This is a genomic window from Emticicia sp. TH156 (genome assembly GCF_002855535.1).
Classification (GTDB): domain Bacteria; phylum Bacteroidota; class Bacteroidia; order Cytophagales; family Spirosomataceae; genus Emticicia; species Emticicia fluvialis.
Genome location: NZ_PKRS01000002.1, coordinates 120014 through 132337, shown reverse-complemented (window position 1 = coordinate 132337; position 12324 = coordinate 120014). Strand labels below are relative to the sequence as shown.

10 protein-coding genes are annotated in these 12324 nt (G+C 42.6%); 4 read left to right on the top strand and 6 right to left on the bottom strand.

What is annotated here, in order from left to right; all coding sequences use genetic code 11:
* Window positions 1-36: 36 nt before the first annotated feature.
* The 5 genes from C0V77_RS04520 to C0V77_RS04500 all read right to left on the bottom strand — a co-directional run bounded on the left by C0V77_RS04520 (window position 37) and on the right by C0V77_RS04500 (window position 7151).
* Window positions 37-1197 (bottom strand): DUF4249 domain-containing protein, encoded by a 1161-nt coding sequence (locus tag C0V77_RS04520; RefSeq protein WP_101725150.1) that lies wholly within the window; start codon window positions 1195-1197, stop codon window positions 37-39.
* Between the two features lie 42 nt (window positions 1198-1239).
* Complete coding sequence (locus tag C0V77_RS04515; protein WP_101725149.1) at window positions 1240-2370, bottom strand: DUF4249 domain-containing protein; 1131 nt, start codon at window positions 2368-2370, stop codon at window positions 1240-1242.
* Window positions 2371-2397: 27 nt separating this feature from the next.
* On the bottom strand, window positions 2398-3540 hold the full coding sequence (locus C0V77_RS04510; protein ID WP_229236195.1) for a DUF4249 domain-containing protein: 1143 nt from the start codon (window positions 3538-3540) through the stop codon (window positions 2398-2400).
* A 30-nt stretch (window positions 3541-3570) separates the two neighbouring features.
* The gene (locus tag C0V77_RS04505; protein ID WP_101725148.1) at window positions 3571-4611 is read right to left on the bottom strand and encodes a DUF4249 domain-containing protein; all 1041 of its coding nucleotides are present in this window, start codon (window positions 4609-4611) and stop codon (window positions 3571-3573) included.
* Between the two features lie 149 nt (window positions 4612-4760).
* On the bottom strand, window positions 4761-7151 hold the full coding sequence (locus C0V77_RS04500; RefSeq protein ID WP_101725147.1) for a TonB-dependent receptor: 2391 nt from the start codon (window positions 7149-7151) through the stop codon (window positions 4761-4763).
* Between the two features lie 132 nt (window positions 7152-7283).
* Here C0V77_RS04500 and C0V77_RS04495 point away from each other — a divergent pair, with 132 nt between their 5' ends.
* The 4 genes from C0V77_RS04495 (at window position 7284) to C0V77_RS04480 (ending at window position 11393) form a co-directional block, all read left to right on the top strand.
* Window positions 7284-8636 (top strand): M24 family metallopeptidase, encoded by a 1353-nt coding sequence (locus C0V77_RS04495; RefSeq protein ID WP_101725482.1) that lies wholly within the window; start codon window positions 7284-7286, stop codon window positions 8634-8636.
* A gap of 358 nt (window positions 8637-8994) precedes the next feature.
* A complete protein-coding gene (locus C0V77_RS04490) occupies window positions 8995-9687 on the top strand; it encodes a response regulator transcription factor (RefSeq protein ID WP_101725146.1) in 693 nt (230 codons plus the stop codon).
* Window positions 9684-11057 (top strand): HAMP domain-containing sensor histidine kinase, encoded by a 1374-nt coding sequence (locus C0V77_RS04485; protein ID WP_101725145.1) that lies wholly within the window; start codon window positions 9684-9686, stop codon window positions 11055-11057. Before C0V77_RS04490 ends, C0V77_RS04485 begins: the two co-directional genes overlap by 4 nt.
* Before the next feature lie 141 nt (window positions 11058-11198).
* Entirely contained in the window at window positions 11199-11393 is a 195-nt protein-coding gene (locus C0V77_RS04480) for a hypothetical protein (protein ID WP_143706003.1), read from the top strand.
* Between the two features lie 43 nt (window positions 11394-11436).
* On the opposite strand, the gene C0V77_RS04475 is transcribed toward C0V77_RS04480, so the two are convergent.
* Window positions 11437-12249, bottom strand: coding sequence for a mechanosensitive ion channel family protein (locus tag C0V77_RS04475; RefSeq protein ID WP_101725143.1), 813 nt, complete (start codon window positions 12247-12249; stop codon window positions 11437-11439).
* Between the last annotated feature and the right edge of the window lie 75 nt (window positions 12250-12324).

The following is a 12324-nucleotide window of genomic DNA, read 5'->3' as shown; positions in this document are numbered from 1 at the left end:
TAAAATAGAACAATTGATGGTGAATATGAATAAAAATCAGTTTTTAGGCTTTTTTACTCTTGGAACCCAGCCTTTGGGTTCAATTTTTGTACGGTTGGCACTTTCAATACATAAGGCCAGCGGAGGCCTGTCAGGTACACCATTCACTGTGGGTTCTGGTATAATCTGGTGGTCTAATAACCCGATTGGATACGCTTTGCCAGCTGCATTTTCACGGCTTATCCAGTATCTTATTTTTTTCATACTTGTAACCATAAAGAATCCGGCAACCATTTCATTATTTTCTTTGATATTCTTTACGTTACCAATTATGGCTGCGGGTGGTGTGTCAACCAAACTGCCATTGTTCTGAACCTGGTCGGCTAACAACTTTAAATATCTGTATGCACCAGGCGAAATAGATTGTTGAGTAATTTCTATCAGGCTTCCACCTTCCTGATAATAAGGTATTTTAGCTACAAGTCTGCCGCTTATGGTTTTTCCGTTACTATAAATATCACTGAAAACGTTCAGGTCTTTGCTTTTCAGTATTTCCCAGCAATTGCCATCGCAGAAATAATCATAGCTTAGATTTTCATACCCTGCTTCCTTTCTGCATCCGGGGGGTGTATTGGTTGTTCCTGTAAGATGATAACGGCCATCATTGCAGGTAGTGCAGATATCCTGAAGCTCCCATAATTTCCACGACCACATATAATTGTTATTCTGGTCGCCGGGGTCAGGGGTATCAATGTAAACATAATTGGCGGGGTCATAATACACGCCGCGGGGTACTCCCCTTGGCATAAACTCATCATACACCTTTACCATATCTGCCACCTTTATCAGCGTTTCTTTGGCAGATTTATATTGCCTGCCATCTGCTTTCTGAATATTTAACTGATACGAGCTTCCTTGTTTCAGCCGGAAAGACAGCGGTAAACTATAAATGCCATTATCTTCTTCGGCAAACCTGATTTTTTCTTTTTCGTCTACTATTAATTCAATTACAGCATTTTTTACAGGTATGGTATAATTGTTGTTTTCAGACGAAACAGACTCGTGTATTTTTATTCTCTGTTGCTCGTCGAGGTCAGTAAGGGTTGCATCAATTGTCAGAAAAATGCTTTTTCCATCAAAAGTTGCAGAAAACGGCTCAACACAGGAACAAACCCATAGTAGCAAAGAGACACAAAAAACACCTGTAAATTTGTTCATTTTAATGGTAATTAGGTTTATATCATGGCCTTACAAGCTACCTTAATCAATCCAGCCATCGGGCTTGCTTGGGGTACGGTACTTACCTTCCACACAAGGTGCCAGCGGAGGCCTTGTTACGTCAGAAGTGGAGGGTTCGAACGACACAGGACGCCCCAGAAGCCCTATCGGTCTGGCTTGGCCAGAGGCGTTTTCACGTCCGAGCCAGTATCTTACTGCACGTACTGATGTTACCATGAAAAAGCCAGCCACTGGTTCGTCAGGTTTGGTCATATTCTTAACGTTGCCAATTATAGCCGCCGGAGGGGTATCTACCAGGCTGCCATTGTTCTGCACCTGATTAGCCAGCAGTTTCATATATTGATAGGCATTGGGTGAAACTGATTGCTGTTTTACTTCTATCAATGCTCCGTGGGCGGCATAATAGGGTATTTTGGCAATTAGCCTACCTTGAATAGGCTTACCATTAGAATAGATATCACTAAAAACGTTCAGGTCCTGATTATAGAATATCTGCCAGCAGTTTCCGTTGCAATTATAATCATAAGTTACATCCGAATAATTAGCTTCAATCTTGCATTGCCCCGGATAATTGTTCAAGAAAAAACGCCCGCCAATACATGTAGCGCAAATGCTTTGTTTTTCCCATAGTTTCCAGGTCCACATATAATTGTTTTTCTCAGTGGCAGGGTCTTGGGTGTCAAGGTAAACATAGTGTGCCGGTTCTGTTCCGAGCGATGCCTCAATGCCATCTATCTTAAACTCATCATACACATTTGTAATAGCCGGAATACCGCCCAGCTTCTCTACTTCAGATTCATATCTGGTGCCATCTGCCCGCTGAAAAGCAAGTTTATAACTTCGGCCAACTTGGGTATGAAAAGATAAAGGAAGTACATATACCCCGCCTGAACGCTCAGTAAGCGGAATTCTCTCGGTGTTGTCTACTATGATTTCTACCTTGGCACTGGCTACAGGAATGGCATAAACAGTATTGGCGGCACTGTAAGACTCTATAATTTTTACAGATTGCTCTTCGGCTAAGTCGGTAATGGTAGCATCAATTGTCAGTATTTTTCTTTCTTGCTGAACATTCAGGTCGTAAGGCTCTACGCAGGCATAAAACATTACACAAATTGAAATCAGGTATGCGAGGTTTTTGCTTTTGAGCATTTGATTAATTATAATAATGATGTTTTCTTAATATATCCAACCTTCCGGTTTGGTATCGGTACGGAATCTGCCCGGTATGCACGGCGCCAGAGGTGGCCTCGGCGGCTCTGGCGGTAATGAAGCAGGCTCATAGTTGAGCTTATGCCCCAGAATACCCGTTGGTACTGCGCCGCTGCCTTCGGCGTTACGGCGGCTCAGCCAGTAGTTTACTTTTCTGACACCCGTTACCATAAAAAAGCCTGCTACTGCTTCTGTAGCATTATTAATGTTTCTGATGTTACCAATAACAGGTGCAGGCGGGGTATCAACCAGGCTTCCTGTTGTTTGCACCTGGTCTGCCAGTATTTTCAGATACCTGTAGGCTGCTGACGTTACCGATTGCTGGGTAATTTCTATTAAGGCGCCCTCGGCCGAGTAATAGGGTATTTGTGCTACCAACCTTCCGGTTATGGGTTTGCCATTGCTAAACACATCACTGAAAACATTCAGTTTGGCGCTGTAAAAAATATCCCAGCAATTGCCATTACAAGCATAATCAAAAAATGGCGTCTGGCTATATTTTTCTTCTCTTACACAATCGCCAAAAGGCAATGGTGAAGTATAATACCTGCCATAAGAGCACGATTTACAAATGATTTGTTTCTCCCATAATCTCCACGACCATACGTAATTGTTTTTCTCGCCGGCGGGGTCATTGGTGTCAACGTAAACATAATTTGCCGGCGCTTTACCAGAGGCAGTTTCAAGGCCGTTCAGCATGAAGTCATCATAAACTTTTTCTATTTCGGGTACGGTTGTCATTATTTCTTCTGCCGATTCATATTTTGTTCCGTCAGGTTTTACGAAAACAAGTTTATACGCATTCCCGGCCTTTACTTTGAACGACGCAGGTAGCGCATAAATGCCAACGTCTTTTTCTGTAAGTGTTATCTTATCTGTATTATTGACAATAACTTCCACTTTCAGATTGCTAACCGGAAAAGTATAAACCGTGCTATTACGGCTTTCAGACTCTGTGATACTAAAAGTCTGCTGTTCGTCGGTATCTTTAATGGTAGCGTCTACAGTCAGTATTTTTCTTCCATAGGGGAACGCAACTTCAAACGGTTCGACGCAGGCAAACACGCCAAAAACAATTGACAAAAACACCCAGGTCTTTTTAGCACTCATGAACATCTGCATTTATTATTTGTTGTGTGATTAATTTAACCAGCCATCTGGTTTTTCAGGTGTGCGTGTCGGCCCTTTTTCACAAGCATAAGAGAGAGGAAAAGTAGATAAATTAGGTTTACGACCTAACAACCCGATTGGGGCAGCTTTGCCAATGCCATTTTCCCGACTTAACCAATACTTTTGAACCACCATACTTGCTACCGAAAAAACACCTGTAACGGGTTCATCAGCGTTATTTAGATTCCTGATGTTTCCTATAATAGCCGCAGGGGGTGTGTCTACCAGTGTTCCATTGGTTTGCTTTTGTTCGCTTACCAGTTTAAAATATTTGTATGCCTTTTCTGATACTGTCAGTTGTTTAATTTCAAGCAGGGCACCATCAAAAGAATAATAGGGTATTTTTGCTACCAGCCTTGATTTAACCAGTTTTCCGTTTGAAAATCTATCGCTGAAAACATTAATGTCTTTATTATTTAAAATTTCCCAGCAGTTAGTTTTACAGTAATAATCGTAATAATCTATTCGGCAAAACTTCTGGCTCTCCCAAAGTTTCCAGGGCCATAAATAATAATCGGTGGTGTTACGGTTGTCCTGAAAATCCAGAAAAACATAGCTGGCCGGTATATCATTCAAATCGCCTTTCAGACCCTTTACCTCAAAATTGTCAAAGATGCGGTCTATGGCAGGTACCGGCGTTGTTTTTTCCTCTGTCGACTCATAGGTAGTTCCATCGGGTTTTTTAAACCGCAGCTTGTAAGTTCTGCCGGGTTCAATCCGAAAAAACTCAGGCAAATAATAAACTCCGTTTTGGTTTTCGTGCAGGCTGATTTTTTCTGAGCCGCTCACTATTAATTCAACATTCAGGCGCTTTACAGGTGTATTGTAAATGTCTCCGCTAAAATTGCTGGTTTCGTTAATACGAATGGCCTGTGTCGGTTCTACATCATTTAAATTAGCTTCTACAACCAGGTACCGGGCATTATTTGGCAGAGGAATCTCATAAGGTATAACACAGGCGCATAGCAGTTTTGCAGGCAAAAAAAGTGTAGCTTTTGAGAATCTTTCCATCACAACAATATATGTTATCTATTGTGAAACTAATTATTACAAATATAATTATTCAAAGAGAGATTAGAAATTAATAATGTGTAGTGAGGATATTTAATAGATGAAACCCCTTAATGAGCCGTTGAAAAGCCTTAATTATACTTACTGGGCTAGAAGTCAACCTGAAAACTGAGAACCGGCACCAGGCCGTTTCCGGTTTTTCGGGTTTCAAGCCGGTTTTCAACGCTGTTGTATTGCACGCTTGTTGAGTTTATCCGGTTGGTGGCGTTCTGAATATCAAGCGACACAACCGTTGCATATTTACTTTTATTGGTTCTGTACGATACCCGGCCATCCAAACGGAAATAGGCAGGTGCCTGCAACGAATAGTCGGCTCCTTTAAGCTGAACGTAGGTTTTCTGAATGGCAGATGCCGCCTCGTCAAGAGGAGTAAACCTAAAGCCGCCGTTATAAATTGACCTGGCGCCTATCTGAAAAACAGAGCCGTTTTTAAAAGTAAATTCGCGCCCGAAAGTAAATGCAGTGCTGAACACATCATTGAAAGAAGAGTTGTAGGTCTTACGGTCAAACGTCTGATATCGGGCATTGAACAACGAGCCTGTAATAACCAGGTAGTATTTTTTTGAAAAGAAACGCTCAACAGATAGGTCTATTCCGTAGTTTTTACCTTTGCCCTTGCTTACAGTAGTAGACTCAGGGAAGTAGTCAGAGTAATTTAACATCCAGTAAGATGACCCGGCTACAGGCTCAACCGGAATTTTTCTAAGTAGTTGGTAATAGGTTTCTGCTGAGAATTTCCAGAGGCCGGGTGTTACATAACTATAACTCAAAATAAAATGGTTAGACCTTGGGAAAGACAAATTCTTGTTGGGTTTAGACGCGGTAATTACCCCTGCTATGGTATCTCTTTTGCTATAAAAATAAGCGCTCATAGGCAAAAGCTGTGCGTATAGCCCATAAGCAAAACTGATGGTATGCGCTTTGGGTGAACGATACATGACAGATAACCGTGGCTCTAAAGAGGCGGTGTTGTTCAGAAAAAGGTGCATGCTATGCAAGCCGGCGTTTAGCGTAAACCCATTGCCGAGGTTCTGCACTATCTGTGCATAGACCTGCGCCGTTTGCGTGCTGCCGCTGCCGCTTACAGATACCTGCCGCCCGGCCTGAAGCTGGTTAATGTCTGTTACGTTATTACGGGGGGCGGTTTCTCTGAAAAAGTCGAAGTCAATATAATTCAATATCAACCCGGTTTTCAGCCTTGTTTGGCTGCTGAACTTATAATTGTAGCTAAGCGAACCCGCAAGCCTGAATTCAGAGAATCGCTGGGTGTCGTACCTGAACCGTTCATCTTTCAGGTTCAGGGTGTCAGAGTTACGTATGATTGAGCTTCCTATTACGGCCACAACATATTTGAGCGACGATTTCTCGTTGATATTACTGGTATGGGTAACGCCCATAGCGCCCATGTTGGCCGGGCGCAGCCGGTCTTCCCAGTTATCGGGTTTTCCGGGTATGCGTTTATCAGGGTCTTCTACCGGAAAATAATGTTCGGTGCTTAGCCCTCCTAATCCGAAAACGGTAGTGGTTTTCTTACCGTCTTTACTATGAAAAGCCAGCTTGAACGATAAATCCTGAAAAAGATTGGATACCCGTTCGCCCACAAGGTAATATCCCATCTGGCTCAATAACCCCAGGGTAGAGTATCTGTAATTGACCAGGTAAGACGAACGACCTTTGGTGATTGGCCCTTCGGTAGAAAAATCCAGCCCAAGTAAGCCTATTTTTGTGCGATACTCTCTTTTTTGCTGATTCCCCTCTCTGAACCGGATATCAAAGGCTCCGGTAATGGCATTGCCGTATTCGGCAGGCATACCGCCGGTAAAGAAATCTGAGCGGCTCAGCAGTTGTGCACTGAAAACCGTAATGCCTCCACCGCCCGAACCCGGCTGCGCAAAGTGATTGGGGTTAGGGATATCAATTCCTTCCAACCGCCATAAAATGCCATAAGGTGAATTACCTCTTACAATAATTTTATTTTCGTTTTCGTCGCGGCCGGGCTTAACGCCCGGATACGCCAGCGCCATCCGGCCGGGGTCGTTAACCGATGCCGGGATACGCTCGGTTTCTTCAACCGTAAAAGACCTTGCACTTACAAAAGCCAGATCATTTACCGGTCGGCTGGTGTTTTGTGAAGCCGTTATTTTTACTTCCTGCAAATCGCTGCTTGCTTCTGCCATCTCTATGGTGAGCACGGCTTCTTTTACTGAATTAAGGATAAACTCTTCGCTTGCGTAAGCCTCATAGCCAATTGAAGTACACTTCACAGAACGACGCCCTATGGCAACATCAGGAATTGAAAACAGCCCCGAGGCATCAGTAATGGCTCCTTGTGTAGTGCCTGTTACCTGTACTGAGGCACCTGTAATGGGCTGGCGGGTTATGCGGTCAATTACACTGCCTCTCACCACCTGAGTTTTGGTTTGGGCCAGTACTGATACACAGCAGAAAAGTGTAAACAAAAGAGTAATGGGTGTTTTCATAGGGTAGCAGAAGGTTTAAACAAATATATTGAAATAATGACGAAATCAGATAGCTAATAAAAAATGTTACAATTGCTCATTTTTTTTAATAAGCCCGAATTATCTTTGGGAACGTCAATCAAACTAAACATCATGAAAAAAATCTACCTGTTTGTATTTTTTTATTTAACCGTCAACCAAGTTCTTTCACAGAATGCAATTCCGCTCATTCTTTCTGAGCGAGAGCGGGCAGTGGTGATAGATGAAATTCTGGAAGACAGAATGAATAATCTGTTGCCACAGCTGATGCGCAAAGAAGGTATTGATATGTGGGTGCTGATAGCAAGAGAATATAACGAAGACCCCGTTATGAAAACCATGCTTCCTTCTGTTTGGCTTTCGGCACGCCGACGTACAATTATGGTGTTTTTTGACAAAGGACCAAAAGAAGGTGTAGAAAGACTGGCCATTGCACGCTACGACGTAGGTAATTTGCTGAAAGGTGAATGGGACCTGAACACCAACCCTGACCAGTGGGATGCCCTTATGAAGGTAATAAAAGAAAAGAACCCTAAGAAAATAGGCCTTAATTTTTCGACCCACTATGCCCATGCCGATGGGCTGACCTACACCGAACACAAAGAGTTTTTAGATAAACTGCCAACAGATTTACAGGGAAGAGTAGTGTCGGCAGCCAACCTTGCCGTTAACTGGCTGGAAACCCGCACCACCCGCGAAATGATTATTTACCAGCAGATATGTCGTATTTCTCACGAAATTATTCAGGAGGCATTTTCAGATAAGGTTATTCAGCCCGGCATTACCACTACCGACGACGTGGTGTGGTGGCTGCGCCAGCGAGTAACTGATTTAGGCCTGGAAACCTGGTTTCACCCAACGGTTGATATTCAAAGATTTGACCCTGAAAACTTTGACCACCTGCGGACATTTTCAAAGCGGCCGCAAAAGCAGGTAATTATGCCCGGCGATTTGTTGCATTGCGATTTCGGCATTACCTATCTGCGCCTTAATACCGACCAGCAGCAGCATGCCTATGTGCTTAAACCCGGCGAGGCAGATGTACCCGGGTATCTGAAAGCTGCTTTCAAACAAGGTAACCGTTTACAGGATAACCTCACTGATAATTTCAAGGCAGGTTTAACCGGAAACGAGATTCTGGCAAAGGCGCTTACGCAGTCTAAGAAAGAGGGTTTAAGAGGCACAATTTATACGCATCCCATCGGGAATCACGGCCATGCAGCGGGGCCAACCATAGGTATGTGGGACAACCAGGGTAAAACCATTGGCAGCGGAGACTACCCACTCAATTTCAATACAGCTTATTCAATTGAACTGAATGTGTCGGTAGATTTACCTGAATGGAAGAAGCCCATCAGAATAATGCTGGAAGAAGACGGATTCTTTGACGAGAAGGGTTTTCGCTACATTGATGGTCGGCAGACAGAGATTATTCCGATCCCTAAACCGCTGAGCGGTGTGAAATAATGAAAAAGAAATTGGTAAAGATAATTGCAATCTTTACCAATTTTATAATATGAATCCCAAAGCTAAGAAATGCTTGTAAGTACGGATTTACCGAAATTAGTTGAACCTATCTTCCGCTTTATCTATTCGCACTTTTCTATGTAATGTTAGCCCATAATTCTTTTTTGGCCTTGAAATGCTCCTTAATTGTTTGTTAGAAAAACCTTAAAAAAAAATAAATGCCTGAAACAGTAGTTTTAGCTTTGTATCTTTGAATAAGTTATTGGCTTGAAAATAGATGCTGTAAGCCGCTCAAAGCAGCTTACCGCCAGAGCAATATGATTAAGATTAAGTACAATTATAAAGATTCAGAAAGGAAATGTCGGTAAAGAAAATTCTGGTAATTGAAGATGATCAGCGAATTGCTCAATTACTTACACGCGGCCTGGCCAACAAAGGTTTTGAAATAGACGTGGCTCACAACGGTACACTTGGCCTAAAAAGAGCAGAGTCAATAGATTATGACCTGATAATATTAGACATTAACCTGCCCGAAATGAATGGCTTTGATGTTTGCAAACACCTGAGAGTTGTTAAACCTACATTACCGATTCTGATGCTGACAGCCATGAGCGAGATTGAAGATAAAATAGAAGGTTTTGAGGCAGGTGCAGATGATTATATAGTTAAACCATTCGATTTCAGAGAATTGTATCACCGTGTAATGGTGGCTTTAAGACATAATAATGCTGAGCCTGAAAATGTGGGCAATATAATGCGAATTGCTGACCTGGAGATTTTTCTGGACAGTAAACTGGTGAAACGAGCAGGGCAGGAGATAAGACTAACTGCCCGCGAGTACGATTTCCTGCTGTTTCTGGTACGAAATCAGGGAAGAATTATTTCTAAGCCAGAAATTGCCACAAACGTATGGGATATTCACTTCGACACCGGCACCAATGTAATAGAGGTCTATATTAATATTCTGCGTCGCAAAATTGATAAGGGCTTTGAGCCTAAGTTGATTCATACCCGCCCGGGGCTGGGTTATATGATTAGAGAAAGTGCATGAAAATTCAAACCAAAATAGCAATCCAGTTTTCAATAATTGTTGCCAGTTTATTGTCTTTGTTTTCGTGGATTATCTACCAGCAATCGGCCTCCTACAGAGAGGAAGAGTTTCTGGAGCGTCTGAAAAACAAGGCCCTGACAACCGCATCCTTTTTTATTAAAGTAGATGAAATTGACATGGCATTGCTCAAAATTATCGATAAAAACACCCTCACCGCCCTTCACGACGAAAAAATCCTGATTTTTTCAGATAAAGACGAGTTGCTCTACAGTAACATTGACGACATTGTCATTGATTATGACGCCGCCCTGCTGGACCGCGTGCGTGAAGCAAAATTCTTAGAGCTTTCAAAAGGCGAAAACGAATCGCTGGGGTTGGTTTATAATCTGGGTAAGCAAAACTATGTGGTTCTGGCCTCGGCCTATGATAAATTCGGTAAAAGCAAACTCAAAAATCTGCGACATACACTGGTTGTGGGTTTATTGGTGGGTATATTAATTACTATTATACTGGGGGTTTTCTTTGCAGGCAATGCCCTAAAGCCTGTTAATGTGTTTATCAGTAAAATAAGCACAATTACGGCCAACAACCTAAGGCAGCGTATTGAAGGATACGATACCAAAAACGAAATAGGTATGCTGGCTGCGGCCTTTAACAAGATGCTCTCGCGGCTGGAGCAGTCGTTCGAACTCCAGAAAAGCTTTGTTTCTCATGCCTCTCACGAACTACGCACACCATTGGCGGCGTTGAAGTCGGAGGTAGAAATTAGTCTGGAGGAGAACCTGACTATCGACCAGCACAAAGGCATTTTAAAGAATATCCGGCACGATATCAACAGGTTGATAAATTTGTCGAACGGGTTGCTGCAAATTGTACGTCCGTTTAAATCGCCTCTCATTAATTTTGGCGAAGTACGGATTGACGACATTATTTTTCAGGCGCAAGACGAGCTGGGGCTAGGCAAGCCGGAGTATAGAATTACTGTGAAATACGCCCAGGAACCCGAAAACGAATATTCAATTATTGTATTTGGCAATGAGGCATTGTTGAAAACCACTTTTATTAATCTGATAGATAATGCCTGCAAGTATTCGCCCTTGCAGCAGGCAGAGGTCATTATAGATTTTACAAAAAACCACACCCTGATAAGTATAAAAGACGAAGGCATAGGTATACCTAAAGAAGACCTCGACTCAATTTTTGAGCCTTTCTACCGCTCAAAGAATGCACTCAATATATCCGGTTTTGGTATCGGGTTATCTGTCTGTAATAAAATAGTAGAGCTGCACAAAGGCAAAATAAGTATTCAGAGCGAGCTCAATTCAGGCACCAAAGTGACGGTTCAGTTACCCAATGCAGATACCCACTGAGCAGTATTTTAATGTGGGTACTTATAGTTTAATCGGCATTTAATACCGGCTTATAATGATTTTAATACTTTTGGCTGAGATTTGTCACAGAAAGTTCGCCAGACAGGCGGACAACTAACAAATCTCAAAACTATTAAAAACATGAAAAAGTCAATCTCATTAGCAGCTTTAGCAGTTGCTATCCTTTTCGCCCCTGTTACATTTGCTGCCAAAGGTGGCATTAAACAACAAGCTCCTAAAGAAAAACCGGCCAAAGTAGAGAAAAAAGAAGCCAAAGCTGAAAACAAAACTACCGAGCCAGCCAAAAAACACCATAAAAAAGAAAAGAAAGATTGATTTGAAGAAGAATGATACAAGGGGCTACCTGAAAGGGTAGCCTTTATATTTTTATACCTTCGGCCGTAAAGCGTTTTTTGATGGCCAGTAGCAGGTCAGACCTCATACCTGAGGCTTTGGCTGAAGACTTACACCATACGCTCAGGCGCAGGGTAATCCATGAGTCCATCAAGTCTACTACCTGCACCATAACAGGCTTTAATTCATCGGTCGAAACCCGGTTTACTTCAGATCCTGAGGCATTATAAAAATCGGGGTGTGCAGAAGCAATCTCCTGAAGCAGCAGTATGGCTCTGTCTACATCATCAGTCATGATTTTCAGGTTGATAAGATTACACACCTTGTCATCTATAATTGTTGAATTCACCACGTAATCTCTGGTAATAACCGCGTTCGGAACAATAATATGCCCGTTTTCAGGATTATTGATAACTGTAAACTGTAACGTGATGTCTTCCACAATGCCCTGGTTACCGTTGGGGAGCTTGATAGAATCCCCAATCCGGAAGGGCTTTGATACTACAATAAAGATGCCACTGACAATATTGCCAAAGGTTTGTTGCGTTGCCAGACCAATCACTACCGATAATATACCTGCGCTGGCCCAAAGCGTGGTGGCCAGTTTCTCCAGACCAGGTATAAGATGAATAACGGCTATCAGCGCCACGGCAAAAATGACAAAGCTGGAGGCATTTTTCAGGAAACTGAAAGTAGTGGCATTGATACGCATATTGCCGGTACTGCGTAGGGCGTATCTGTTTAATGCCTTACGTGCCACCTGCGACACAATTAATGCCACAACCAGAATAATAAGAATACTTACCGAATGGAAAAAATCAAGAAACGCACCTTTCATACTATGGCAACAGAATGTTTTATGCCACAAAGGTAATCTACACCTCCTGTAATTACCAAAATACCGGCATCCGGT

Coding starts and splice junctions, on each gene's coding strand:
- C0V77_RS04520 (WP_101725150.1), bottom strand. CDS start 1,197: ATGAACAAATTTACAGGTGTTTTTTGTGTCTCTTTGCTACTATGGGTT.
- C0V77_RS04515 (WP_101725149.1), bottom strand. CDS start 2,370: ATGCTCAAAAGCAAAAACCTCGCATACCTGATTTCAATTTGTGTAATG.
- C0V77_RS04510 (WP_229236195.1), bottom strand. CDS start 3,540: ATGAGTGCTAAAAAGACCTGGGTGTTTTTGTCAATTGTTTTTGGCGTG.
- C0V77_RS04505 (WP_101725148.1), bottom strand. CDS start 4,611: ATGGAAAGATTCTCAAAAGCTACACTTTTTTTGCCTGCAAAACTGCTA.
- C0V77_RS04500 (WP_101725147.1), bottom strand. CDS start 7,151: ATGAAAACACCCATTACTCTTTTGTTTACACTTTTCTGCTGTGTATCA.
- C0V77_RS04495 (WP_101725482.1), top strand. CDS start 7,284: ATGAAAAAAATCTACCTGTTTGTATTTTTTTATTTAACCGTCAACCAA.
- C0V77_RS04490 (WP_101725146.1), top strand. CDS start 8,995: ATGTCGGTAAAGAAAATTCTGGTAATTGAAGATGATCAGCGAATTGCT.
- C0V77_RS04485 (WP_101725145.1), top strand. CDS start 9,684: ATGAAAATTCAAACCAAAATAGCAATCCAGTTTTCAATAATTGTTGCC.
- C0V77_RS04480 (WP_143706003.1), top strand. CDS start 11,199: ATGAAAAAGTCAATCTCATTAGCAGCTTTAGCAGTTGCTATCCTTTTC.
- C0V77_RS04475 (WP_101725143.1), bottom strand. CDS start 12,249: ATGAAAGGTGCGTTTCTTGATTTTTTCCATTCGGTAAGTATTCTTATT.